General features: G+C 65.5%; 24 protein-coding genes. 1 reads left to right on the top strand and 23 read right to left on the bottom strand.

From position 1 onward, the window contains the following. Nucleotides 1-16 precede the first annotated feature (16 nt). The 10 genes from rpoZ to pyrR all read right to left on the bottom strand — a co-directional run bounded on the left by rpoZ (nucleotide 17) and on the right by pyrR (nucleotide 10,395). The gene (gene rpoZ / locus J2808_RS12940; RefSeq protein ID WP_111907679.1) at nucleotides 17-277 is read right to left on the bottom strand and encodes a DNA-directed RNA polymerase subunit omega; all 261 of its coding nucleotides are present in this window, start codon (nucleotides 275-277) and stop codon (nucleotides 17-19) included. 36 nt (nucleotides 278-313) lie between these two features. Further along, nucleotides 314-889 carry a guanylate kinase gene (gmk, locus tag J2808_RS12935; RefSeq protein ID WP_309817049.1) on the bottom strand — a complete coding sequence of 192 codons (576 nt, stop codon included), beginning with the start codon at nucleotides 887-889 and terminating at the stop codon, nucleotides 314-316. 45 nt (nucleotides 890-934) lie between these two features. Then, nucleotides 935-1,252, bottom strand: a complete 318-nt coding sequence (gene mihF, locus J2808_RS12930) for an integration host factor, actinobacterial type (RefSeq protein WP_309817045.1) — start codon at nucleotides 1,250-1,252, stop codon at nucleotides 935-937. Nucleotides 1,253-1,388: 136 nt separating this feature from the next. Next, nucleotides 1,389-2,261, bottom strand: a complete 873-nt coding sequence (gene pyrF / locus J2808_RS12925; RefSeq protein WP_309817042.1) for an orotidine-5'-phosphate decarboxylase — start codon at nucleotides 2,259-2,261, stop codon at nucleotides 1,389-1,391. Beyond that, nucleotides 2,254-5,592: a carbamoyl-phosphate synthase large subunit gene (gene carB, locus J2808_RS12920; RefSeq protein ID WP_309817041.1), complete on the bottom strand. Its 3,339-nt coding sequence runs from the start codon at nucleotides 5,590-5,592 to the stop codon at nucleotides 2,254-2,256. The genes pyrF and carB overlap by 8 nt, the downstream gene beginning before the upstream one ends. Next, complete coding sequence (carA, locus tag J2808_RS12915; RefSeq protein ID WP_397428057.1) at nucleotides 5,592-6,836, bottom strand: glutamine-hydrolyzing carbamoyl-phosphate synthase small subunit; 1,245 nt, start codon at nucleotides 6,834-6,836, stop codon at nucleotides 5,592-5,594. The genes carB and carA overlap by 1 nt, the downstream gene beginning before the upstream one ends. A 37-nt stretch (nucleotides 6,837-6,873) precedes the next feature. Then, nucleotides 6,874-7,404, bottom strand: a complete 531-nt coding sequence (locus J2808_RS12910) for a PH-like domain-containing protein (RefSeq protein ID WP_309817037.1) — start codon at nucleotides 7,402-7,404, stop codon at nucleotides 6,874-6,876. Continuing rightward, nucleotides 7,404-8,756 (bottom strand): dihydroorotase, encoded by a 1,353-nt coding sequence (locus J2808_RS12905; protein ID WP_309817035.1) that lies wholly within the window; start codon nucleotides 8,754-8,756, stop codon nucleotides 7,404-7,406. The genes J2808_RS12910 and J2808_RS12905 overlap by 1 nt, the downstream gene beginning before the upstream one ends. Beyond that, on the bottom strand, nucleotides 8,756-9,811 hold the full coding sequence (locus J2808_RS12900) for an aspartate carbamoyltransferase catalytic subunit (RefSeq protein ID WP_309817032.1): 1,056 nt from the start codon (nucleotides 9,809-9,811) through the stop codon (nucleotides 8,756-8,758). The genes J2808_RS12905 and J2808_RS12900 overlap by 1 nt, the downstream gene beginning before the upstream one ends. Beyond that, the gene (pyrR, locus tag J2808_RS12895) at nucleotides 9,808-10,395 is read right to left on the bottom strand and encodes a bifunctional pyr operon transcriptional regulator/uracil phosphoribosyltransferase PyrR (RefSeq protein WP_191078983.1); all 588 of its coding nucleotides are present in this window, start codon (nucleotides 10,393-10,395) and stop codon (nucleotides 9,808-9,810) included. The genes J2808_RS12900 and pyrR overlap by 4 nt, the downstream gene beginning before the upstream one ends. A gap of 99 nt (nucleotides 10,396-10,494) precedes the next feature. Here pyrR and J2808_RS12890 point away from each other — a divergent pair, with 99 nt between their 5' ends. Next, nucleotides 10,495-11,763 (top strand): PrsW family intramembrane metalloprotease, encoded by a 1,269-nt coding sequence (locus J2808_RS12890; protein WP_309817027.1) that lies wholly within the window; start codon nucleotides 10,495-10,497, stop codon nucleotides 11,761-11,763. 96 nt (nucleotides 11,764-11,859) lie between these two features. Here J2808_RS12890 and nusB read toward each other — a convergent pair whose 3' ends face one another. The 13 genes from nusB to rpsD all read right to left on the bottom strand — a co-directional run bounded on the left by nusB (nucleotide 11,860) and on the right by rpsD (nucleotide 23,772). Then, entirely contained in the window at nucleotides 11,860-12,270 is a 411-nt protein-coding gene (gene nusB / locus J2808_RS12885) for a transcription antitermination factor NusB (RefSeq protein ID WP_309817025.1), read from the bottom strand. Then, the gene (efp, locus tag J2808_RS12880) at nucleotides 12,270-12,833 is read right to left on the bottom strand and encodes an elongation factor P (protein WP_056079419.1); all 564 of its coding nucleotides are present in this window, start codon (nucleotides 12,831-12,833) and stop codon (nucleotides 12,270-12,272) included. Before efp ends, nusB begins: the two co-directional genes overlap by 1 nt. Before the next feature lie 153 nt (nucleotides 12,834-12,986). Next, a complete protein-coding gene (locus J2808_RS12875; protein ID WP_309817015.1) occupies nucleotides 12,987-13,505 on the bottom strand; it encodes a tetratricopeptide repeat protein in 519 nt (172 codons plus the stop codon). Next, nucleotides 13,505-14,596 (bottom strand): 3-dehydroquinate synthase, encoded by a 1,092-nt coding sequence (gene aroB / locus J2808_RS12870; protein WP_309817012.1) that lies wholly within the window; start codon nucleotides 14,594-14,596, stop codon nucleotides 13,505-13,507. Before aroB ends, J2808_RS12875 begins: the two co-directional genes overlap by 1 nt. Next, entirely contained in the window at nucleotides 14,593-15,162 is a 570-nt protein-coding gene (locus J2808_RS12865; protein WP_309817009.1) for a shikimate kinase, read from the bottom strand. The genes aroB and J2808_RS12865 overlap by 4 nt, the downstream gene beginning before the upstream one ends. Then, nucleotides 15,162-16,361 (bottom strand): chorismate synthase, encoded by a 1,200-nt coding sequence (gene aroC / locus J2808_RS12860; RefSeq protein WP_309817007.1) that lies wholly within the window; start codon nucleotides 16,359-16,361, stop codon nucleotides 15,162-15,164. The genes J2808_RS12865 and aroC overlap by 1 nt, the downstream gene beginning before the upstream one ends. A gap of 26 nt (nucleotides 16,362-16,387) precedes the next feature. Continuing rightward, nucleotides 16,388-17,248 carry a shikimate dehydrogenase gene (locus J2808_RS12855; RefSeq protein WP_309817005.1) on the bottom strand — a complete coding sequence of 287 codons (861 nt, stop codon included), beginning with the start codon at nucleotides 17,246-17,248 and terminating at the stop codon, nucleotides 16,388-16,390. Further along, on the bottom strand, nucleotides 17,245-18,966 hold the full coding sequence (mltG, locus tag J2808_RS12850) for an endolytic transglycosylase MltG (protein WP_309817002.1): 1,722 nt from the start codon (nucleotides 18,964-18,966) through the stop codon (nucleotides 17,245-17,247). The genes J2808_RS12855 and mltG overlap by 4 nt, the downstream gene beginning before the upstream one ends. Beyond that, nucleotides 18,950-19,561, bottom strand: a complete 612-nt coding sequence (gene ruvX / locus J2808_RS12845; protein WP_309816999.1) for a Holliday junction resolvase RuvX — start codon at nucleotides 19,559-19,561, stop codon at nucleotides 18,950-18,952. Before ruvX ends, mltG begins: the two co-directional genes overlap by 17 nt. Before the next feature lie 6 nt (nucleotides 19,562-19,567). Beyond that, complete coding sequence (alaS, locus tag J2808_RS12840) at nucleotides 19,568-22,246, bottom strand: alanine--tRNA ligase (protein WP_309816998.1); 2,679 nt, start codon at nucleotides 22,244-22,246, stop codon at nucleotides 19,568-19,570. A 115-nt stretch (nucleotides 22,247-22,361) separates the two neighbouring features. Further along, complete coding sequence (locus J2808_RS12835; RefSeq protein ID WP_309816995.1) at nucleotides 22,362-22,607, bottom strand: DUF6167 family protein; 246 nt, start codon at nucleotides 22,605-22,607, stop codon at nucleotides 22,362-22,364. Between the two features lie 18 nt (nucleotides 22,608-22,625). Continuing rightward, entirely contained in the window at nucleotides 22,626-23,000 is a 375-nt protein-coding gene (locus J2808_RS12830; protein ID WP_309816993.1) for a DUF948 domain-containing protein, read from the bottom strand. A 145-nt stretch (nucleotides 23,001-23,145) separates the two neighbouring features. Beyond that, nucleotides 23,146-23,772, bottom strand: a complete 627-nt coding sequence (gene rpsD / locus J2808_RS12825; protein ID WP_190988295.1) for a 30S ribosomal protein S4 — start codon at nucleotides 23,770-23,772, stop codon at nucleotides 23,146-23,148. Nucleotides 23,773-23,843 lie beyond the last annotated feature (71 nt).

Raw genomic sequence — 23,843 nt, 5'->3', positions numbered from 1 at the left:
AGGCAGTCAGTAGAACTTACTCTGCAGGTTCGATCGGCGTGGAAACGAGCTTGCCTTCGTTGATCTCGCGCAGGGCGATGGACAGCGACTTCTCGTTCAGCTTGGTGTCGACCAGGGGGCCAACGTATTCGAACAGGCCCTCGTGCAGCTGGGCGTAGTAAGCGTTGATCTGACGTGCACGCTTGGCACCGAAGATCACCAGACCGTACTTGGAATCAGCTGCCTCAAGCAGTGAGTCGATCGGCGGGTTGATGATGCCTTCAAGGTTCGTGGACACGAATTCTCCAAATTCTAACGGGCTGACTGTTACCAGCTACTGGTGCGGGTGCGGGGTCAGCCCCATGAGTGAAACAAGCTCGTCCGCTGCCCGGCGAATGTCATCGTTAATGACGGTGTAGTCAAACTCCGGTTCAGCGGCAAGTTCCAGTTTAGCGGTTTCCAGGCGTCGCTGCTGCTCGTCGGCACTTTCCGTGCCGCGGCCCACAAGCCGGCGCACCATTTCGTCCCAGGAAGGCGGTGCCAGGAAGACGAACTGGGCGTCCGGAACGGCCGCCTTGACCTGCCGGGCACCCTGCAGGTCAATTTCCAGCAGCACGGACTTTCCATCCGCGATGGCCTGGTTGACGGTGCTCTTAAGCGTGCCGTAGGTGTTCTGGCCGTGGACGACCGCCCACTCCAGGAGCTCGCCGTCCGCCACCAGGGATTCGAACTCTTCCTTGGACTTGAAGAAGTAGTGGACCCCATCCTGCTCACCGGGGCGCGGCGCACGCGTGGTTGCCGATACGGAAAGCCAGACTTCGGGGTAGTTATCCCGAATGTAAGTGGACACGGTGCCTTTGCCAACAGCCGTCGGACCTGCGAGGACTGTCAGTCCCGGTTTCTTGCTCACGTATTCCTTTGCGGCGGTGTATGGATCGGCGAAGCGTTGTTCGCCCTACTTCTCGTCTATAAAATCTACCAGCGCCTGGCGCTGGTGGATGCCCAGGCCGCGGACCCGCCGGGACGCCGCGATTCCCAGCTGTTCCATAATCGCCGCTGCCCTGACTTTGCCTATGCCGGGCAGGGCCTCCAACAGCTCGGCCACGCGCATCCGCGCCAGGGCGTCGTCCTCGGCGGCCGAGCTGATGATGTCCGCGGCGGAGGTCTCACCGTTCTTGAGCCGTTCCTTCGCCGCTGCCCTGGCTGCCCGGGCGGCAGCAGCCTTGTGCAGGGCATCAGCGCGTTCTGACGCGGATAAGGGTCGCAGGCTCATGGAGGACACCCCCGGGAATTTTCAGCTGCGTCCATGGCGGCCGCCATTGGACTTGTCCTGAAACTACCCTTTGGTGCCCCGCGAATCAATGGACCACGGCAATAAGCGCGAAGGCCTGAAACCGCCCAACCGCAGGTCAGCCCTCGCGAAGTCCGTCCAGCGTCCGCTGGGCCGCCGCCTGGATGCCCTGGATACCGGGACCGGCAGCCAGGATGTCCCGGCTCGATGTTCCCAGCACCTGCGGGTACGCCGAGCCGAACGTCCGCCGAAGATCGGCAGGTGTTGCCCCCTGCGCACCCAGCCCGGGGGCCAGGATGGGGCCGCGGACGGCCTCCAGGTCCAGCTGCAGGTCAGTCAGCGCCGAGCCCACGGTGGCTCCGACCACGAGTCCCACCGAGCCCATGGGGCCTTGGTACCGGCCGTTCTCTGCCGCGGCTGCTTCGGTGATCCGACGCGCCACTGAATCGGTGCCGCCAACGTGCTGGACAGACGCCCCCTCCGGGTTTGAGGTCAGGGCGAGGACAAAAACGCCCCGTCCGTACTCCGCCGCAAGATCCAGGGCCGGGCGGAGCGACTCAAAGCCGAGGTAAGGGCTGAGTGTCACCGAGTCGGCGGCCAGCGGTGAACTGTCCCGCAGCCAGGCGTCCGCGTAGGCGGCCATGGTGGAGCCGATATCGCCGCGCTTGGCGTCAGCGATGGTGAGCACCGACTCGTCCCGGGCCTCGGCAAGGAGCTCCTCAAGGACGGCCATCCCCGCCGAGCCGTGGCGCTCGTAAAGCGCCACCTGGGGCTTCACCGCGGCAGCGAGCGAACCCACGGCCTCCAGGACTGTCAGCGAAAAGCGCCTCAGCCCGGCAGCGTCGTCGTCCAGTCCCCAGCTCTTCAGCAGCGCGGGGTGCGGGTCAATGCCTACACAGAGCGGGCCGCGGGCAGCCATGGCCGCCCCCAGCCGGGAGCCGAAGGACTCCCGGCCGGCGGGGCTTGACAGTGTGGAGCCGGACTCAGGCATGCTGCGGTGCTGCGTTGTGGGCTGCTGCGGCATCCGCGGCCTGGGACGCCATCAGTGCGGCCGCGTGCTCCTGCAGGCTGGTCACTGACCACTCGTAGGTGCGCATCGCTTCGATGGCCTGCACGGCGGCGTTGAACTCCGCCACCGTGGTGATGCAGGGGATGCCGATGGACGTTGCGGCGGCCCGCAGGGCGTAGCCGTCGCTGCGGGCCTCGCCGCCGGAGGGCGTGTTGAAGACCATGTCGATCTCGCCGGCAATAACCAGGTCCGCGATGGTGCCTTCGCCCTCGGCGCTGCTGCCTTCGGCTACCTTTCGGACCGTGCTGGCCTGGATGCCGTTGCGGCGCAGGACATCGGCGGTGCCACCGGTGGAGACAATTTCGAAGCCGAGGTCCGAGAGGCGCTTGACGGCCATGATGATGGCGCGCTTGTCGCGGTTGGCCACGGAGACGAAAATCTTGCCTTCGGTGGGCAGGGCGTTGTTGGCCGCTGCCTGGCTCTTGGCGAAGGCGGTGTCGAAGTGCTTGTCGATGCCCATGACTTCACCGGTGGAACGCATTTCCGGACCGAGCAGCGAGTCCACCACCTTGCCCTCCGGCGTGCGGAAGCGGCTGAACGGCAGCACGGCTTCCTTGACAGAGACCGGCGCGTCGAGCGGCAGCGTGGAGCCGTCGCCGGTCTCCGGCAGCATCTTGTACGCGGTGCGCAGCTGGTTGATGGTGACGCCGGTGCCGATCAGGGCCGCGGCCTTGGCCATCTGCACGCCGGTGGCCTTGGAGACGAACGGCACGGTGCGGGAGGCCCTCGGGTTCGCTTCCAGGACGTAGAGCACGTCCGAGGCCAGCGCGAACTGGATGTTGATCAGGCCACGGACGCCCACACCCTCGGCGATGGCGCGGGTTGCGGTGCGGACACGTTCAATCACGTTGTTGCCCAGCGTGATCGGGGGCAGCACGCAGGCTGAGTCACCGGAGTGGATGCCGGCCTCCTCGATGTGCTCCATGATGCCGCCGAGGTACATGTCCGTGCCGTCGAAGAGTGCGTCGACGTCGATTTCGACGGCGTCCTCGAGGAACCGGTCGATCAGCACCGGGTGGTCCGGGGTGATTTCGGTGGCGTTGGCGATGTAGCGGGAGAGGTTGGGCTCGTCGTAGACGATTTCCATGCCGCGGCCGCCGAGGACGTAGGACGGGCGGACCAGGACCGGGTAGCCGATTTCGTCGGCGATCTTCTTGGCGTCGTCGAAGGACACGGCGGTGCCGTTCTTCGGGGCGATCAGCCCGGCGTTGTCCAGCACGCGGGAGAATTCGCCGCGGTGCTCGGCGAGGTCGATCGCTTCCGGGGAGGTGCCCAGGATGGGCACGCCGGCGTCGGCCAGCTGCTGCGCAAGCTTGAGCGGCGTCTGGCCGCCCAGCTGCACAAACACGCCCATGACGCCGCCGGTGCGCTCTTCGGCGGCGATGACCTCCAGGACGTCTTCGAGCGTCAGCGGCTCGAAATACAGGCGGGTGGAGACGTCGTAGTCCGTTGAGACGGTTTCCGGGTTGCAGTTGACCATCACGGTCTCGTAGCCGGCCTTGCGCAGCGCCATGGAGGCGTGCACGCAGGAGTAGTCGAACTCGATGCCCTGGCCGATGCGGTTGGGCCCGGAGCCCAGGATCAGGATGGACGGCTTGGAGTGCAGCGCAATCTCGTCCTCCTCGTCGTAGGACGAGTAGTGGTACGGGGTGTAGGCGGCGAACTCGGCGGCGCAGGTGTCCACGGTCTTGTAGACCGGGCGGATGCCGAGGGCCTGGCGGACACCGCGGACCACGGCTTCGGAGTTGTGCGTCAGGGCACCGATCTGTTCGTCCGAGAAGCCATGGCGCTTGGCGCGCTGGAGCATCTCGACGTTCAGGGAGCCGGCCTTGCGGATTTCATGCGAGATTTCGTTGAGCAACTGGAGCTGGTCCAGGTACCAGGGGTCGATCTTGGTGGCTTCGAAGAGCTGTTCCACGGTGGCGCCGCCGAGCAGGGCACGCTGGACCTGGTGCAGGCGTTCCGTGGTGGGCCGCTTGGCCTTTTCGATCAGCTCCGGGACTTCCCATTCGGGGACGGAGCTGAAGTCCAGCTGCGAGCCCTTCTGCTCCAGGGAGCGGAGGGCCTTCTGCAGGGCTTCGGTGAAGTTGCGGCCCATGGCCATCGCTTCGCCGACGGACTTCATGGTGGTGGTCAGGGTGTCGTCTGCCGCCGGGAACTTCTCGAAGGCGAACCGCGGGACCTTGACCACCACGTAGTCGAGGGTGGGCTCGAAGGACGCGGGGGTCTTCTGCGTGATGTCGTTCGGGATCTCATCCAGGGTGTAGCCGAGGGAGAGCTTGGTGGCGATCTTGGCTATCGCAAACCCGGTGGCCTTCGAGGCCAGTGCGGAGGAGCGGGAGACGCGGGGGTTCATCTCGATGACCACAACACGGCCGGTATCGGGCTCCACGGCGAACTGGATATTGCAGCCACCGGTGTCCACGCCCACTTCACGGATGACGGCGATGGAGATGTCACGCAGCCGCTGGTACTCGCGGTCGGTGAGGGTCAGCGCGGGGGCCACGGTGATGGAGTCGCCGGTGTGGACGCCTACGGGGTCGAAGTTCTCGATGGAGCAGACAACCACCACGTTGTCGTTCTTGTCCCGCATCATCTCAAGCTCGTACTCCTTCCAGCCGAGGATGCTCTCTTCGAGCAGCACCTCGGACGTGGGGCTGTACTGCAGGCCCTGGCCGACGATCCGGCGGAGGTCACTTTCGTCGTAGGCCAGGCCGGAGCCCAGCCCGCCCATGGTGAAGGAGGGGCGGACCACCATCGGGTAGCCCAGGTCCTCGGCCGCCTTGAGTGCTTCGTCAATGGTGTGGATGATGTGGCTGCGGGCCGATTCGGCGCCGCAGCGTTCCACCACGCCCTTGAACTTTTCGCGGTCCTCGCCGAGCTCGATCGCGGCAATGTTGGCGCCGATGAGCTCCACGTTGTACTTTTCCAGCACACCGTTCTTGTCCAGGGCGATGGCGGTGTTCAGCGCGGTCTGGCCACCGAGGGTGGGCAGGACGGCGTCCGGCCGTTCCTTGGCGATGATCTTTTCCACTACCTCGGGGGTGATGGGTTCGATGTAGGTGGCATCGGCGAACTCGGGGTCCGTCATGATGGTGGCCGGGTTGGAGTTCACCAGGATGACCCGGAGGCCTTCCTCCTTGAGGACACGCAGTGCCTGGGTGCCGGAGTAGTCGAACTCAGCGGCCTGGCCGATGACGATCGGGCCGGAACCAATGACGAGGACGCTCTTGAGATCTGTACGTTTCGGCATTACTTCTTGTCCTCAGTCTTGGAATCGGTGGTGTTCTCTGCGCCATTCTTGGTGTCCGCCATCAAGCCGATGAAGCGGTCAAACAGGTAGGCGGCGTCGTGCGGGCCGGCGGCAGCTTCCGGGTGGTACTGGACCGAGAAAGCCGGGATGTCCAGGCACGCGAGGCCCTCGACGACGTCGTCGTTCAGGCTGATGTGGCTGACCTCAACACGGCCGTAGCGCTCTTCGGGTGCCTGGGTGGCGCCGTCGAGCGGGGCGTCAACGGCGAAGCCGTGGTTCTGCGAGGTGATCTCCACTTTGCCGGTGCGGCGGTCCAGCACGGGCTGGTTGATGCCGCGGTGGCCGTAGCGGAGCTTGTAGGTGCCGAAACCGAGCGCACGGCCCAGGATTTGGTTGCCGAAGCAGATGCCGAAGTAGGGCAGTTTCTGGTCCAGGACGGAGCGCAGCAGTTTGACTTGGGTGTCGGCGGTGGCGGGGTCGCCCGGGCCGTTTGACATAAAGAAGCCGTCCGGGTTGACGGCGTTGACGTCCTCGAGTGTGGCAGTGGCGGGGAGGACATGGACCCGGACGCCGCGCTCGGCGAAGCGGACGGGGGTCATGGCCTTGATGCCGAGGTCGATCGCGGCAATGCTGAAGGCGGGCTCGCCGTCCCAGCCGTGGTCCTTGGGCTCAACCACGTAGGCCTTGTCCACGCTGACTTCCTCGGCCAGGCGGGCGCCCTCCATCGGAGCGCTGGCCAGGACCGCGTCCACGAGCTCCTTATCCGAGGCCCGGGCGGCGTCACCGGAGAAGATGCCGGCGCGCATGGTCTTGTGTTCGCGCAAGTGGCGGGTGATGGCACGGGTGTCCACGCCCTGGATGCCTACGATCCCCTGTGCGATGAGTTCTTCGTCCAGGGACCGTTCGGAGCGCCAGTTGGACGGCCGCCGGGCGGCGTCACGGACGATGTAGCCGGCCACCCAGATGCGGCGGGACTCGGCGTCGTCACTGTTGACGCCGGTGTTCCCGATGTGCGGCGCGGTCTGCACCACCAGCTGGCGGGCGTAGGAGGGGTCGGTGATGGTTTCCTGGTAGCCGGTCATGCCGGTGGCGAACACTGCCTCGCCCAGGGCGGTGCCCTGAGCGCCGTAGCTGGTGCCGCGGAACATGCGGCCGTCTTCCAGGACGAACACCGCCGGCGTGGGAACCGTGGTGGAAATGGCTGCTGGTGCCGCAGTCTCTGCTTGGGCTTCGGTTTTTGTCACTTCTGCTTCTGACACTTCGTTGGAGTCTGTCACTGTCTTACTTTCCACTCTGGGGATCCTGGGAATGTTCTTGGGGGGCTGCGGCGATCAATTGCTGAAGGGAGTTATAGAGGGCTTCTTTGTCGGCGGCCCTGCGGGTCCGGAAGCCGGTGTCCAGGATGTGGGTTCCGAGGTCCCAGGTCATCACAAGGAGGCCTTCCTTTTCCACGAACTTGCCGGCCATTCCGCTCTCCTGCCGGACGGCGGTCAGGCTTGCGGCCGGGATGTAGACGGCCGGTGCGCCGGAGCGGTCCAGGAGGACGCCATGGGAATAGACGCTGAGCACGGCGTTGGTCCGGATGCCAAGGCTGTGCACGGCGATCCGGTCCAGCCAGTCACCGGCGGTGGTGGAGGCAACGTACTGGCCGTCAGCTTCGGCGCTCGGCATGCCGGGTTCTGCCGGCACGGCGGGCAAGGGATCGACGTCGGCCTGCCGCCTGAGGCGGTTCCGCCATCCGATCCCGATCATGACGAGCACGACGGCGATGATCGCCAGGGTGCTGACCAGGGTGAGCATTTGGGTGTCCATCAGGAGGCGCCTGCCGCGGCAGCCGCCGATTCCCGGTACGGCGTGTTGAGCTTGCCGTCCAGGACCGTGGGGTGGCCCTTGTAGAAGGTGGCCACCACCTTGCCCGGCAGCTCCAGGCCGGCAAACGGCGAGTTGCGGCCCATGGTTGCCATCTTGGCGGGATCAACGGTCCAGCGGGCGGCCGGATCAACCAGGATGACGTTGGCGGGCTCGCCGGCCTCCAGCGGACGCCCCTGGTCCCCCAGCCGGCCGATCTGTGCGGCCGCGGTGGAGGTCACCCGGGCGAAGTCGGCCCAGGTCATCAGGCCGGTCTCGATCATGGTGTGCTGAACCACGGACAGGGCGGTTTCCAGTCCGGTCATGCCCATCGCTGCCTGCGCCCACTCGCATTCCTTGTGCTCGCTGGGGTGCGGGGCGTGGTCCGTGCCCACCACATCGATGGTGCCATCGGCCAGGCCGGCGCGCAGGGCCTGCACATCGGCGTCCGTGCGCAGGGGCGGGTTGACCTTGTAGACCGGGTTGTAGCTGCGGACCAGGTCATCGGTCAGCAGGAGGTGGTGCGGAGTGACCTCGGCCGTGACGTTGATGCCGCGTTCCTTGGCCCAGCGGATGATCTCCACCGAACCGGCCGTGGAGACGTGGCAGACGTGCAGGCGGGAGTCGACGTGCTGCGCGAGCAGCACGTCCCGCGCGATGATGCTTTCCTCGGCCACCGCGGGCCAGCCGGTGAGTCCCAGGACCGCGGAGACGGCGCCCTCGTTCATCTGTGCCCCGGCGGTGAGGCGGGGTTCCTGCGCGTGCTGGGCCACCACGCCGTCGAACGCCTTGACGTACTCCAGCGCGCGGCGCATCAGGACGGGATCGTGGACGCAGATTCCGTCGTCGGAGAACATCCGCACCCGGGCGCGGGAATCGGCCATGGCGCCGAGTTCGGCGAGCTGCTCCCCCGCGAGACCCACGGTGACGGCACCGACGGGGCGGACGTCCACCCAGCCGGCCGCGCGGCCCAGGCTGTGGACCTGTTCCACCACACCGGCCGTGTCTGCCACCGGGTTGCTGTTGGCCATGGCGTGGACGGCAGTGAAACCGCCCAGGGCCGCGGCGCGCGTTCCGGTCTCGACAGTTTCGGCGTCTTCGCGGCCGGGTTCGCGCAGATGGGTGTGCACGTCCACCATTCCGGGCAGGGCCACCAGGCCGGCGGCTTCGATGACGGTGGCCCCCTCAGCGTCAGCATGAGTGGCCGCGCCGGCGCCCCGGGCGGCGATGACGCCGTCGCGGATAAGCAGGTCCTCGGCGTCGCCGCCCAGGATGGCCGCACCGCGGATCAGGTACGTTCCGTTGTTGTCTGCCATTAGTTGCTCTCCTCTGTGGAACGGGCTGCGGTGGTGGCGGCTCCATTGGTGCGGGCTGAGTTGGTGGCTGCGCCCGCGGTGGCGGCTGGTTCGCGGGTGTCCCCGGAGAGCAGCAGATACAGGGCGGCCATGCGTACCGAGACGCCGTTGCGCACCTGCGCGAGCACGGTGGAACGGGGCGAATCGGCGGCGGCCGCGGAAATTTCCAGGCCCCGGTTCATGGGGCCGGGGTGCATGATGATGGTGTCCTTCAGCCCGAGGCTGTCCAGTGCCCGGAGCCGGTTGTCGTCGAAGCCCCAGCGGCGGGAGTATTCACGGGTGGAGGGGAAGAACGAGGCATTCATCCGCTCGCCCTGCACACGCAGCATCATCACCGCGTCCACCCCCTGCTCGAGGGTTTCGTCCATGTTGTAGCTGACCTTGCACGGCCAGTGCTCGACGCCGATGGGCAGCAGAGTGGGCGGCGCCACGAGGGTCACCTCTGCGCCGAGCGTGCGGAGCAGCCACACATTCGAGCGCGCAACGCGGGAATGCAGGACGTCTCCGGCGATGGCTACGCGCATGCCCTTGAGGTCCGCACCGATGGACCCGTTGCCGGACAGCTTCGCCCAGTGGCGGCGCATGGTGAAGGCGTCAAGGAGCGCCTGCGTAGGGTGTTCGTGGGTGCCGTCGCCGGCGTTGATCACGGCGGCGTCGATCCAGTCGGTCGCGGCGAGCCGGTGGGGTGCGCCGGAGGCCCAGTGACGGATCACGACGGCGTCAGCGCCCATCGCGGCGAGTGTTTGGGCAGTGTCCTTGAGGGATTCGCCCTTGGAGACGGAGGAGCCCTTAGCGGCGAAGTTGATGACGTCCGCGGACAGGCGTTTGGCGGCCGCTTCGAACGAGATCCGCGTGCGGGTGGAATCCTCGAAGAAGAGGTTTACCACGGTGCGCCCGCGCAGGGCAGGGAGTTTCTTGACCTCGCGGTCCCCCACGGCCGCCATCTCTTCGGCGGTGTCGAGGATGCGGATGGCGTTGGTCAGGCTGAGGTCTTCAGTGGAGAGGAGGTGTTTCACGCGCCGCCCTCGATGACCACTTCGTTGACCTTCGCGCCGTCGGCGGCGGTGTCAGTTTCCTCGAGCCGGACCCGCACCTTCTCGGCGGATGAGGTGGGAAGGTTCTTCCCCACATGGTCGGCCCGGATGGGAAGTTCGCGGTGGCCGCGGTCGATCAGCACGGCAAGCCTGACGATCCGGGGACGGCCCAGGTCGATGATGGCGTCAAGGGCGGCCCGGATGGTGCGCCCGGAGTACAGGACGTCATCAATGAGCACCACAACCTTGTTATCGATTCCCGTGCGCGGGAGTTGGGTGGGGTACGGCGGCCTGGTGGGCTGATGCGAGAGGTCGTCGCGGAACATGGTGACGTCCAGTTGACCGACGATTGCGGTGGCATCCACGGTGGGGTCCGCTGCTGCAATCTTGTGTGCCAGGCGAAGTGCCAGCGGATAGCCGCGGCGCGGGATGCCCAGCAGGACCAGGTCCTTGGAGCCTTTGTTGGCCTCGAGGATCTCATGGGCGATACGAGTGAGGGCCCGGTCAATATCGGCCTGGTTGAGGACAACCCTAGCTGGAACCGGTGCGCTTGTGACAGAAGTCAACGCTCGTCTCCCCTTTCCCCGCCTCACAGGACGGAATTAAAAAAGGATCATGTGCGGTTCAAAATTACCACATCGGCGCCGGGCACTAGGCTTTCGTGTATGTCCACCAACCCTTATCAGCGGGGTCCCGGCCAGCCTGGCGGGCCCGCCGGACCCCAGGACCCCTTTCCCGGTCAGGCCAACCCCACCTGGATGGGCAGGGTCGAGCCGGAGTACTACCGGCCCGCGCCGGGAACCTACGCCGCCCCGCTGCCCGCATTGGGGCCTTCGCAGCCCGGCCCGGACCGTGCAGGCATGCGGTCCGCCGGCCTGCTGGCCCTGACGATAGGCGGCGCCGCCCTGGCTTTTTTGAGCCTGTTGCTGGTGGTGCCATTTCTGGTGGCAAGCACCGGCGTAGGTGGATTCATCGTGGGCTTTGTGGTCTCGCTGATTCCGCTGTCAGCCGTGCTGCTGACCGTCCATGCGATCGACCGCTGGGAACCGGAGCCCAAACGGCTCCTCTTTTTCGCGTTTACCTGGGGCGCCGCAGTGTCGGTGGCCGTCACACTCCTGATCCAGCCGTTCTTCGCCCTGACGTTCCAATTCAGTGACGCCGCTGACCTGCAGACTTACATGGCCACCGTCCAGGCACCCATTGTGGAGGAGTTCGCCAAGTCATTGGGCCTGCTGCTGCTCCTGCTGCTGGCGCGGAAACACTTCGACGGCCCGGTGGACGGTGTGGTGTTCGCGTTCACCATTGCCGGCGGCTTCGCGTTTACCGAAAATATTCTCTACTTCGGCCGCGCCATTGCCGGGTCCGCCAGCCCGGCGTCCGACCTTGCCCAGGTATTTCTGCTCCGCGGCGTGATGTCCCCGTTTGCGCATGCCATTTTTACGGGCACCACCGGCCTCATCATGGGTTTCGCCGCCCGGCGGTGGCACTCGGGGGCTTCCGTTGTCGCCTTCTTCATCGGGCTGGTCCCTGCGATGGTGCTTCACAACCGGTGGAACAGCATGGGTGCGGGTTTCCTGGCCGAGTACGTCCTCATCCAGGTGCCGATCTTTGTGCTGGCCGTGCTGGGGATCATCCTGCTCCGGGTCGCGGAAAACCGGCTCACGCGCCAACGGCTCATGGAGTATTCGGCTGCCGGCTGGTTCAGTCCCGCCGAGGTGGAACTGCTGGCAACGCCGCGTGGCAGGCGCACGGCCTTGCACTGGGCTGCCGGCTACCACCGCCGGCCGCAGATGAAGGCCTTCCTGCACACCGCCACCCAGCTCGCCTTTATCCGGCAGCGGATCCTCAGCGGCCGTGACGTCCGGCTTCATCAGGCCGAGGAACAGCAGCAGCTGCAGCGGATCCTGGCGCTGCGTGCCGCCGTCGCGGGCTGACCCAGGCTCACTCCACACGCAGAAAGGACCAGCGCCCACCGTGTGGTGGTCACTGGTCCCTTCTCTGGCGTGTCATTGGACCTGCTGATGCGCGAGTCAGGCGAGCAGCGAGGGCTTCAGCTGCTGCAGTCGTCCCAGGAGTCCGTTGATGAACGACGGCGACTCATCAGTTGAGAGCGTTTTGGCCAGTGCCACCGCCTCACTGACGGCGACGCCATCGGGGACGTCATCGTTGTAGAGCAGCTCCCAGGTGCCGATCCGCAGGATGATGCGGTCCACTGAAGGCATGCGCTCCAGGGTCCAACCCTGGGAATAGGTCTCCAGGAATTCATCGATGGCGGTCTGCTGCGAAACAACACCTTCGACGATTTCGAGGGTGTACGGGTTCACGATCTGGTCGGTTATTTCCCGCCTGGCCCGAAGCACGTCAAAAGCCGAAACTGAGCGTTGCTCTGCTTCGAAAAGTACATCAAGCGCCCGGTTCCGGGCCTTACCGCGTGCGCTCACTACTCGCTGACCCGGCCGAGGTAGCTGCCGTCGCGGGTGTCAACCTTGACCTTGGTGTTGTTCTCAACGAACAGCGGTACCTGGATTTCGTAGCCGGTTTCCAGGGTTGCAGGCTTGGTGCCGGCCGAGGAGCGGTCGCCCTGCAGGCCGGGTTCTGTGTAGGTGATCTCCAGGACCACGCTGGGCGGGAGTTCGATGTACAGCGGGTTGCCTTCGTGGATGGCGATGTTGACCATCTGGTTTTCCAGCATGAAGTTGGTGGCGTCGCCCACAGTTGCACCGGAGACGGTGATCTGGTCGTAGTCGGAGGTGTCCATAAACACGAAGTCGGCACCGTCCTGGTACAGGTACTGGTAGTCGCGGCGGTCAACCGTGGCGGTCTCGATCTTGAGGCCGGCGTTGAACGTCTTGTCAACAACCTTGCCGGACATAACGTTCCGCATCTTGGTCCGGACAAATGCGCCACCCTTGCCGGGCTTGACGTGTTGGAATTCGATGATGTTCCAGAGCTGGCCCTCGAGCTTCAGGACCGTGCCGTTCTTGATGTCGTTAGTGGTTGCCACTGGTTTCCTTTGGTGTCGTCAGTCTGGTGAGTTCTCAGACGTTCTATGCCGGCCAGCCAGGCCGAATGGCCCGCCAGCGCGTGTTTGTCAAAAATCCAAGAACTATTCTACCGGTAAAACAGGAACGGCTTGCGTCCCGTGGCGGATCGCTGCTCAGCAGGCAAGGTCCAGGACGTCCCGGGCCCGCTGGAGAGCCACTGTGGACGAGTAGATCTGGGCGGCGTCGGCAGACTGGGCCACGCGGAGATCCAGGGCCCGGGCAAAGGCCTCCACCGCTGCGGCAATGTGGCCGGCCGTGTACTGGACCTTTCCCATGTACTGCAGGACGAGGGCTTCACGGTCGGTTCCGTGGACTTCCGCGAGCAACTGCCTGAACAGCTCCAGTGCGCGGTCGGGACGGTGTGATACCCGCAGCACCTCGGCCTCGAAAGCCCTCAGCCGGAAGGATTCGGGGTCCCTGAACCGCGCTTCCGCCAGCTGTTCGGCGGCCTCGGCGGCATGTCCTTCCACGATCAGGACAAAGATGCTGTCTGCGGGGTCGGTGGACTGTGCAAGGGCAGCCCGGCAGGCGTCGTCGTTGACAATCTCGGGCAGCAGGGACACCGGATTGATCCGGACACCCGGGAAGCCGGCCTCGGGCCAGTCGCTGGTGCCTGCCACGTCGCCCTGCATCAGGAGGCGATTTCCTGGTAGGCGGCAAAGAGCAGCGACGTGTCCGGAACATCGAGGATGCCCGGCTTGGCAATGCCGTCGAGGACCACAAAGCGGAGCAGGTCTCCGCGTGACTTCTTGTCCCTGCGCATGCCGTCCAGCAGGCCCTGCCAGCGGTCCTTCCGGTACGTGACCGGGAGCCCCAGGGTCTCGAGGATGCTGCGGTGGCGGTCGGCGTCGGCGTCGCTGAGGCGGCCTACACTGCGGGCGAGTTCAGCTGCAAACATCATGCCGACAGATACGGCCGCACCGTGCCGCCAGGAGTAGCGCTCCACCAGCTCAATGGCGTGGCCCAGTGTGTGGCCGTAGTTCAGGATCTCGCGCAGCCCGGATTCCTTGAGGTCTTCCGAGACCACTTTCGCTTTGACAGCGATGGCGCGCTCGATGAGCTCCCGCAGGACGTCCGACCCGGGATCTGTGGCGGCTGCGGTGTCCTTTTCCACGAGCTCCAGGATGGCCGGGTCCGCGATGAAGCCGCACTTGATGACTTCGGCCATGCCGGAAATGATCTCGTTACGGGGCAAGGTGTTCAGGGTGTCCAGGTCCACCAGCACTCCGGCCGGCGGGTGGAAGGAGCCCACTAGGTTCTTGCCTTCTGCCGTGTTGATGCCGGTCTTTCCGCCCACCGAAGCGTCCACCATGCCCAGCAGGCTGGTGGGCATGTGGATGACCTTCACGCCACGGAGCCATGTGGCTGCCACAAAGCCGGCGAGGTCGGTGACGGCGCCACCGCCTACTGCCACAATGGCGTCAGAGCGGGTGAAGTCGTTCTGGCCCAGTACCTGCCAGCAGAAGGCGGCGACCTGGACGTGCTTGCCCTCTTCGGCATCCGGGATTTCCGCAGTCAGCGAGGTAAACCCGGCGGCCGCCAGTTCGTCACGGACGGTATCGCCGGTGAGGCGCAATGCCCGGGGGTGGATGACCAGCACCCGGCGGACCCGTTCGCCCAGCAGGGCGGGAAGGTCACCCAGCAGGCCACGGCCCACGACGACGTCGTAATTCTGTCCCGCGGATTCACCGGTGACCTTGATGACTGTTGAATCGACGCTCAATTTTCAACTTCCTGTTTGGCGGCTGCGTACTCACGCAGCGCAAGTTCAAGCCGGTGTCCGAGCTCGGTGATCGAGCCGTGGCGGACGTCCATGACCAGGTCGGCCAGCCTTTCGTAAACGGGTTTTCTGGTGGCGAAGAGGGCGGACCAGCGGGCCATGGCATCGCCGGCCAGCAGCGGCCGGCCAGAGTTCCGGGCGATCCGCGATGCAACGGTTTCCGCATCGCATTCCAGGTACACCACGGTGCAACGGCTCAGGATCTGCTGCGTTCCGGAGTCCAGCACGGCGCCGCCGCCCAGGGAAATGATGCTGGGAGTGACTTCCGCATGCTCTACCGCGCCGGCAACGGTCCGGGCTTCGATCTCCCGGAAGGCATGCTCACCGCGCCCGGCAAAGATGGACGGGATGCTCCCATGCGCCTCCACGATCAGGCCGTCCGTATCGACATACGGGACGTCCAGGCGCTTGGCCAGCTCGTGCGCAATGGCGGACTTGCCCACTGCCATTGGCCCGATCAGGACGATGGGCCGGTTACCCGGCACACCGGTTTTGCTGCCCCGGGGCACTACTGGCCGATCGAGTCCAGGGATGCCGGAATGTTGTCCAGGTAACCCTTGATATTGCGTGCGGTCTCCGCCACGGAGTCGCCGCCAAACTTTTCAGTGACGGCTTCAGCGAGGACCAGCGCCACCATCGCCTCGGCAACAACGCCTGCGGCCGGCACGGCACAGACGTCGGAACGCTGGTGGTGGGCCTTGGCAGGCTCCCCCGTGCTGACGTCGACAGTGCGCAGGGCACGGGGCACCGTAGCGATCGGCTTCATGGCGGCACGGACGCGCAGGACATCTCCGATGCTCATGCCGCCTTCGATGCCACCTGCACGGTTGGACGTCCGGATGATCTTGCCGTCGGAGTCCTTGACGATCTCGTCGTGGGCCGCCGAGCCACGGCGGGCAGCCGTCAGGAACCCGTCGCCAACTTCCACGCCCTTGATTGCCTGGATGCCCATCAGGGCGGCCGCGAGACGTGAATCAAGCCGGCGGTCCCAGTGGACGTAGCTTCCCAGTCCCGGCGGCAGGCCGTAGGCGAGGACTTCCACCACGCCACCCAGGGTTTCGCCTTCCTTGTGTGCGGCGTCAACCTCGGCCACCATGGCGTCGGAGGTCTCCCGGTCAAAGCAGCGCAACGGATCTGCGTCGAGGGCGATCACGTTTGCCGGAACAGGCAGCGGACGGCCTTCGGGAACGGTCACGCTGGCGATGGAAACTGTATGGCTGACCAGCTCGATCCCCAGTTGCTTGAGGAACTGGGACGCCACGGTACCCATGGCCACGCGGGTTGCGGTTTCCCGGGCGCTGGCGCGTTCCAGGACCGGACGCGCTTCGTCGAAACCATACTTCTGCATACCGGTGAAGTCTGCGTGGCCCGGGCGGGGCCGGGTCAGCGGTGCGTTGCGGGCCTGATCGGCGAGGACCTCGGGATCCACGGGGTCAGCAGCCATGATCTGCTCCCACTTGGGCCATTCGGTGTTTGCCACCTGGACGGCCACCGGGCCGCCCTGGGTGAGCCCGTGGCGGACACCGCCGAGAATGGTGACCACGTCCTGCTCAAACTTCATCCGCGCGCCCCGGCCATAGCCCAGGCGGCGGCGCGCCAGCGAATCGGCGATCTGCCCGCTGGTGATTTCAACACCGGCAGGGACGCCTTCAATAATTCCCATCAGAGCCGGACCATGGGATTCACCGGCTGTCAACCAACGCAACATAATTTCCATCCTGCCATGTCTGGCCGTTAGATCGCCCGTCGGGGAAGGCCTACTGCGTCACACATCACATCTATGACAGCCGCATTAACCTCTTCACCGCGGCCGGTGAACAGACGCACTTGTTCCACTGCCTGGTACAGCAGCATTTCCAGTCCGGGCACCACGGCACCGCCGCCGGACTGCCACACCGTGGCTATCTGGCTGGGCCAGGGATCGTAGGCCACGTCGAGCAGGACGCCAGGGGTTCCGGTTCCCAGTCCGGCGATTTCGGCAGCCAGGCTGTCCGCTGCGCGCGGCGGGAGCGTGGAAATCACGACGTCGGCACTTGCCGTAGGAGTGGCGGCTTCGGTCATGGGCCGGACGTCGATGGCAAGGCCCAGGCCTGCGGCGGCAGCCCGTGCTTCGGCGGCCCGGGACGTGTCCCGGACGAACACCTGCGCATGGGTGGTGCCCAGATCCTTGAGCGCGGCAACGGCGGCCGCTGCCGTTCCGCCGCCGCCCAGGACGACGGCTGACGGGCTGGCCACTACCCCGGCGTTGAGGACCGCGTTGACGATCCCCGCGACATCGGTGTTGTAGCCGATCCGCCGGACGGAGCCACCGCCTTCTTCAAAGGCGACAGTGTTGACAACGCCAAGGGTGCTGGCCACACCGCGGACTTCGTCCACTTCGTCGACCATGCCGGTTTTCAGCGGCATGGTCACTGAGAGTCCACGCCACCCCTCCTGGTTCCGTACCCGCTGCATAAAGGCCGGCAATGCCTGCTCTGTCAGGTCCACAGCCGTGTATTCGATGTCCACGCCCAGCTTGCCGTAAGCCGCGAGGTGCAGTGCAGGTGACTTGGAGTGGCTGATCGGATGGCCCAGGACAGCAGCCCGCGGGCTCATGCGCAGCGGCCCACGTTTGCCTCGCACCACGTGTTGTACTGCTCCACGTACGTGTTGTGCTCTGCGAGGGTCTTGGAGAACTTGGTCTCCTTGGTGTCCAGGTTGATGGTGACCCAGTACAGGTAATCATTCGACTTCGGCTTGGCGGCGGCATCGATAGCAGTCTTGCCGGGCGAGCCGATGGGGCCGGGCGGCAGGCCCGGGTTGGCGTACGTGTTGTAGACGTTGGACTTATCCTGGCGCTCCTCCTCGGTGAAGTTGAAGCTCCTGGTCCCCAGGCCGTAGGTCACGGCCGAATCAACCTGCAGGAAGCCGGAGGTCTGGTCATTGGGCTTGAGCCGGTTGTAGATTGCTCCGGCAACGTCGCCGTACTCGGCCTGGCCGCCTTCAGCCTGCACAATGCTGGCCACAATGACGGCCTGGTACTGCTTCGTGGGATCGGTGATCCCCTGCGCTACAAGTTCGTCCTTGGTGGTCTTGACAAGGCTCTGGAGGATTTCTTTCGCCGGGGTACCGAGGGGGAACCGGTACTCCCCCGGGTGCAGGAAGCCCTCAAGGTTCTTGGCCTTGGCGGGCAGCCCGAACTGCTGCGGGGAGTCGCTGAATTCCTTCAGTTGCTGAACTGTTATTCCCGATCCTTCGGAAATCGCCTGCAGTGATTCATCGATCCGCAGGCCTGCGCTCAGGGCGAAGTAAATGACCTTGGCCTTGTCCTGGCCGAGCAGCACGTCGACAGCGTCGGAGTTCTTCATTTCCAGCTTGAAGGTATAGTCCCCCGGCGAGAGAGTTCCGCCTGAAGCGGTGAATGCCTGGAGGAACGTGTCCGCATTAGCAACCACTTTCCCCGTCTCCAGCTTGACGGCCAAGGAGCGTGTGCCTTCACCCGGCTGGACGGAAACCTGGACTTCGCCGGTGCCCGGACCGGGATAGTCACTCGCCTTGTCGCTTCCCAACAGGGGCTTCAGGAACTGCGCGCCCACGGCCACGGCGGCCACGAACACCACCAAGGTCAGGAAGAGTGCCAGGAGACGGCGCCGGCGCCGTACCTTCTTCGAGGGCTTGGTCACTACCGTACTCCCGGCTGCTCCGGCGAACAGGCCGGCGTCGGGGTGGGCGTCATGGCTGTCGCCGGGGTGCTGCCCGAGGTGCCCTGGCTCTTCGTAGTGGTGAGCATCGTAGTGCTGGTCTTCGTAGTGAGGGTCCTGATACTCGTGACCGTCGGCAGCATGGGCGTAGCCGGTGGGGTGCCCCTCGAAGGGCTCGGCATCCTGGCCGTCAACGGCCTGGCCGGCGTGGAACTCCTGAACAGGGTCAGCGTGGCCGTCCGGAACGGGGTCCGCGTAAAAGTGCTGCCCGGTGGGCGCCGTTTCCTGGATGGACGGCGGGGTGTCCGGCAGCGTGGGCATTGCCGGCTGGAGTGCCTGGACAGACTCTGGCACAGATTCGGCAGCCGTACCGGGGTGGTGCTCCGGCGTCACCGGGATGACTGGCTCGCGCTCCGGCGCCAATGGCGCAACGTGCTCCGGTGAGGGAGCGGTGAAAGTTTCAGGCTCCTGCGCTGGTGCCGGCAGGTCCTGACCGGTTTCGTAGGCCTGCTCCGGAACCGCATTGGAGTCTTCGGTGTGCTTCTCCAACGCGCGGAGCTCTTTTCGGGTAAGCGGCCTGGTGCCACCATTGCTGGTGGCGCCTGAGGCGTCGTCGTTATTGGACGGGCTCACTGTAGCCTTCCGTGTTCTGGGATCGGGACGTGCCTCCGGAGGCGGAACTGCCAGCCTGGGCTGACTCGCCTGATCCGGTAGGCTGCGGACGGGGCGGCGCGCTCACGCGGCTCCCAACGTCCGTTCCCCTGGCTTTTTGCATGTCGATGGCGTGCTGGAGAATACCTGCCGCTGCAACCTGATCCACCACTTTACGGTGATTCCGGCTGCTCATGCCAGCTTCGTGCAGGTTACGGTGGGCCGTGACGCTGCTGAGGCGCTCGTCAACGAGGTTAACGGGAACATCGAGGCCACGGCCGGCCAGCTCCGCCACCAGCAGCTCCGCGTAGTCCGTCGCCATCCGGGCAGAGGCGTGTTCCTCACCCTTCATGGTGCGTGGCAGTCCTACGAAGACCTGCACTGCGCCGAGCTCCTGCGCGAGTGAGGCGATCACCCGCACGTCGGAATTCTTCTTCACGTTCCGGTCGAGGGTCTTGTACGGCGTGGCCAGGATCGCATCCCGGTCGCAGATGGCCAATCCCACTCGGACGGTGCCCACATCTACCCCCAGTTTGATGCCCTGGGGGTAGTGCACGGCTGCATCGGGTTCTGTCATGTGGGACTAGCGCCGGGAAATGGCGTCCACGACGGCGGCAAGCGCCGGGGCGACCTTGGCAGCATCCGTGCCGCCACCCTGTGCGACGTCATCCTTGCCGCCACCGCCGCCGCCGAGGATTCCGGCCGCGAGCCGCACCAGGGCACCGGCTTTCACGCCGGCTTCCCTGGCGGCCTCATTGGTGGCCACCAGGATCATTGGACGGTCGTTGCTGACTCCGGCCACTGCCACGGTGGAGGCTTCCGACCCGAGCCGGTTGCGCAGGTCAAGGGCAAGGTTGCGGACGTCGTCCGCCCCACCGATCTGGCCGGCGTCGTGCGCGATGACGCGGATGCCGGCGGCGTCCTGGGCGGTGCCCACGAGGTTGGCTGCCGCAGCTGTGAGCTGTTCCTTGCGGAGGCGGTCCAGTTCCTTCTCCGTGGCCTTGAGCTTGTTCAGCGTGCTGGCGATCCTGTCGGCGAGCTGGCCGGACGGTACTTTGAGCATTTCAGTCAGTTCGGTCACCAGGGCGCGCTCGGCCGCGAGATGCCGGAAGGCGTCCATACCCACGAAGGCTTCGACGCGGCGGTTGCCTGAGCCCACCGACTGCTCGCCCAGCAGCGACAGGCTGCCGATCAGGGAGGTGTTGGCAACGTGCGTGCCGCCGCACAGTTCACGCGACCACGCACCGTCGATCTCCACAACACGGACTTCGCTGCCGTAGTTTTCGCCAAACAGCGCCATGGCGCCCAGGGCCTTGGCCTCGGCCAGCCCCATGACCTTGGTGTCTACCCGGAAGTTGTTGCGGATGGCGAGGTTGGACACTTCTTCGATTTCCGAGCGTGTGGCGGTACTCAGCCCCTCGCCCCAGGCGAAGTCGAAGCGCAGGTAGCCGGCCTTGTTGTAGGAACCGCGCTGGGTGGCCTGCGGGCCGAGGATCTGGTGCAGCGCGGCGTGCACGATGTGCGTGCCGGTGTGCGCCTGCTCCGCGGCATGGCGGCGTTCACGGTCGACGGCGGCGCGCACCAGGGCGTCGGAGGAGATCTCGCCTTCGCGGACGATCGCCTTGTGCACGCTCAGGCCCTTGACAGGGCGCTGGACGTCCAGGACCTCGACGACGAAGCCGTCACCGGTGATGAGGCCGGTGTCAGCGGACTGGCCACCGGCCTCGGCGTAGAACGGGGTCTCATTGAGGACGAGCTCAATTTCGTCTCCGGTAGCGGCGTGGGCGACCCGCTGGCCGCTGCTGAGGATACCGCGGACGCGGGCATCGCCGTCGAGCTCTTCATAGCCGGTGAAGACGGTCTCGCCTTCACCCAGCATTTCCTGGTAGGCGCTGAGGTCGGCGTGGCCGCCTTTCTTGCCCTTGGCATCTGCCTGGGCGCGCTGGCGCTGTTCAAGCATGAGCGCGCGGAATCCGGCCTCGTCCACCTTAAGCCCGGCTTCCTCAGCCATTTCGAGGGTGAGGTCGATCGGGAAGCCGTAGGTGTCGTGCAGGGCGAACGCGTCGGCACCGGACAGCGGTGCGCCGGCGGCCTTGGACACCGTCACGGCGTCCTCAAGGCGGGCGGTGCCCGAGGCGATGGTGCGCAGGAAGGCGCGCTCTTCGGCGTAGGCGATCCGGCTGATGCGGTCGAAGTCCGTCTCCACAACCGGGTAGACGCCCTTCATGGCATCGCGTGAGGCCGGCAGCAGGTCCGGCAGGCAGGCTTTTTCGACGCCGAGCAGGCGCATCGAGCGCACGGCGCGGCGGATGAGGCGGCGCAGGACGTAGCCGCGGCCCTCATTCGACGGCGTGACGCCGTCGGCGATCAGCATCAGTGCGGAGCGGATGTGGTCGCCCACAACGCGCATCCGGACGTCATCGGTGTGGTGGGGATCGTCCGCGGTTTCAGCGGAGGTGTACTCCCGGCCTGACAGCTCGGCTGCCTTGTCGATCACGGGACGGACCTGGTCGGTCTCGTACATGTTCTCGACGCCCTGCAGGATCATGGCGAGGCGTTCCATGCCCAGGCCGGTGTCGATGTTCTTCTTGGGCAGTTCGCCCACGATATCGAAGTCGTCCTTGGAGCGGACATTGTCGATCTGGTACTGCATAAAGACGAGGTTCCAGATTTCGACATAGCGGTTCTCGTCCGCGAGCGGGCCGCCTTCAACGCCGTAGGCGGGGCCGCGGTCGTAGTAAATTTCCGAGCAGGGCCCTGCGGGTCCAGGCTGGCCGGTGTGCCAGTAGTTGTCCGCCTTGCCCATGCGCTGGATCCGCTCGGACGGGACACCGGTATTCTTCAGCCACAGGTCACGGGCTTCGTCGTCGTCCTGGTAAACGGTGACCCACAGCAGCTCCGGCGGCAGGCCGTAGCCGCCGTCGTCCACGCTCTTGGTGAGCAGTTCCCAGGCGTACTTGATCGCGTCTTCCTTGAAGTAATCGCCGAAGGAGAAGTTGCCGCACATCTGGAAGAACGTGCCGTGGCGGGCGGTCTTGCCCACTTCCTCGATGTCGCCGGTGCGGATGCATTTCTGGATGCTCGTGGCGCGGGAGTACGGGGCTTCTTCGCGGGCAGTCAGGTACGGAATGAACGGAACCATTCCGGCAACGGTGAACAGCAAGGAGGGGTCGCTGGAGACCAGCGAGGCGGAGGGAACCGCGGTGTGGCCTTTGCTGACAAAAAAGTCCACCCAGCGCTTTGTGATCTCCTGCGACTTCATGAGCTGTTTACATACCCTTCTTGGATCACGCGTTTCAGGTGCGTGACGGTTTGATTCAGACGGCAGTTCCGGCAAGCGGATCTGCTGGTTTAATTCTCGCGCGTTTCCCGTGCACTTAGCGCCGGGCTGCGACCTGCGATGGCGCGGCCGGGGATTCGACGCCGAGGGCGGTGCGGAGGTCCGCCTCCCGCTCGTGCATTCCGGACCGGACAGCGTCCGCGAAGTCGTAGAGGCCGTCGGCCAGCCGGCCCACTGCCCTGTTCAGGCCCTCGGGCCCCAGGTTCGATTGGGCTTCGGTGACCTTTCGGAACGCGATGACTCCGATCGCGACGCCGATTCCCATCCAGACAAGTCGTTTCATGTTCTGTTCTTCCGTCGCTTAGCGGCTGCGGCGGCCGGCCGCGGGCTTTTTGCGGTTGGCGAGGGCGGTTCGCACGCCGTAGCTGAAGGCTGCCACCTTGATCAGCGGTGAGCCCACCGTCGCCGCAACGAGGGAGGACAACGCAGAGAGGTTCGCCGAAGCATCAGAAACGTTGGAGGCGATGCCGTCCACTTTCTTCAGCTGCTGGTTGGTGGTGGAGACCGTGGCGGTGACCTCGTCCATCAGGGGCGTGGCGCCGTCGCTGATGGATCGGATGGACGTCCGTATTTCTTCCAGGACGCTGCCCAGCTTCAGGATCGGTACGGCCAGCAGCAGCACCAGGACCGCAAACACCCCGGCCGCGATCAGGCCGGCAATATCGCCACCAGACATAGACGTTCATCTCCTTGAAACTGACGTGGATCTTTTCCCACCGCGCACGCTGCCTAAATGCGTTCCGCAGATGTCCCCCAAGTACCTTACATACAAAGAAGCCCGTGGCGCTTGCCACGGGCTTCTTTGTATACGCTGCTGGGATTTAGCGTGCGTAGAATTCGACGACGAGCTGCTCTTCGCAGGTTACGGGAACCTCGGATCGCTTCGGGCGACGGACCAGGCGTGCCTGCAGGGCGTCAAGCTTGACGTCCAGGTAGGCCGGAACCTGGGGCAGGACGTCGCGGTGCGCGCCGGCTGCTGCAACCTGGAGCGGAACCATGGTTTCGCTGCGGCTGTGGACGTGGACCAGCTGGCCCTCGCCGACGCGGAAGGACGGGCGGTCAACGCGGATGCCGTCAACCATGATGTGGCGGTGCACAACCAGCTGGCGGGCCTGGGCGATGGTGCGGGCGAAGCCGGCACGCAGCACGAGGGCGTCGAGACGCATTTCGAGCAGTTCGATCAGGTTTTCACCGGTCAGGCCCTTGGTGCGGCGTGCTTCTTCGAAGGCACGGGTCATCTGGGCTTCGCGGATGCCGTACTGGGCGCGCAGACGCTGCTTTTCGCGCAGACGTACGGCGTAGTCGGAGTCCTGCTTCTTGCGGGCACGGCCATGCTCACCGGGGCCGTACGGGCGGCGCTCCATGTACTTGGCGGCCTTGGGGGTCAGAGCAATGCCGAGTGCACGCGAGAGGCGTGCTGTACGGCGAGCACGAGTGTTGTTAGCCACTTGTGTCCTTCCAATATCTGCGGTGTGTCAGTGTTACTGGCCTCCACGATGGAGAGCATCGGCCAACCGCT

Source organism: Pseudarthrobacter sulfonivorans (assembly GCF_031454915.1).
In the GTDB taxonomy this organism is placed as follows: domain Bacteria; phylum Actinomycetota; class Actinomycetes; order Actinomycetales; family Micrococcaceae; genus Arthrobacter; species Arthrobacter sulfonivorans_C.
This window is presented reverse-complemented; position numbering and strand designations above follow the sequence as displayed.

What these genes read in the sequence shown, in the direction of transcription:
- J2808_RS12890 (WP_309817027.1), top strand. Translation starts at nt 10,495, where the DNA reads ATGTCCACCAACCCTTATCAGCGGGGTCCCGGCCAGCCTGGCGGGCCC.
- J2808_RS12830 (WP_309816993.1), bottom strand. Translation starts at nt 23,000, where the DNA reads ATGTCTGGTGGCGATATTGCCGGCCTGATCGCGGCCGGGGTGTTTGCG.
- J2808_RS12905 (WP_309817035.1), bottom strand. Translation starts at nt 8,756, where the DNA reads ATGGCAGACAACAACGGAACGTACCTGATCCGCGGTGCGGCCATCCTG.
- alaS (WP_309816998.1), bottom strand. Translation starts at nt 22,246, where the DNA reads ATGAAGTCGCAGGAGATCACAAAGCGCTGGGTGGACTTTTTTGTCAGC.
- carB (WP_309817041.1), bottom strand. Translation starts at nt 5,592, where the DNA reads ATGCCGAAACGTACAGATCTCAAGAGCGTCCTCGTCATTGGTTCCGGC.
- J2808_RS12835 (WP_309816995.1), bottom strand. Translation starts at nt 22,607, where the DNA reads ATGAAACGACTTGTCTGGATGGGAATCGGCGTCGCGATCGGAGTCATC.
- aroC (WP_309817007.1), bottom strand. Translation starts at nt 16,361, where the DNA reads ATGTTGCGTTGGTTGACAGCCGGTGAATCCCATGGTCCGGCTCTGATG.
- J2808_RS12875 (WP_309817015.1), bottom strand. Translation starts at nt 13,505, where the DNA reads ATGCAGGGCGACGTGGCAGGCACCAGCGACTGGCCCGAGGCCGGCTTC.
- mihF (WP_309817045.1), bottom strand. Translation starts at nt 1,252, where the DNA reads ATGAGCCTGCGACCCTTATCCGCGTCAGAACGCGCTGATGCCCTGCAC.
- ruvX (WP_309816999.1), bottom strand. Translation starts at nt 19,561, where the DNA reads ATGACAGAACCCGATGCAGCCGTGCACTACCCCCAGGGCATCAAACTG.
- J2808_RS12910 (WP_309817037.1), bottom strand. Translation starts at nt 7,404, where the DNA reads ATGGACACCCAAATGCTCACCCTGGTCAGCACCCTGGCGATCATCGCC.
- J2808_RS12855 (WP_309817005.1), bottom strand. Translation starts at nt 17,248, where the DNA reads ATGAGCCCGCGGGCTGCTGTCCTGGGCCATCCGATCAGCCACTCCAAG.
- pyrF (WP_309817042.1), bottom strand. Translation starts at nt 2,261, where the DNA reads ATGCCTGAGTCCGGCTCCACACTGTCAAGCCCCGCCGGCCGGGAGTCC.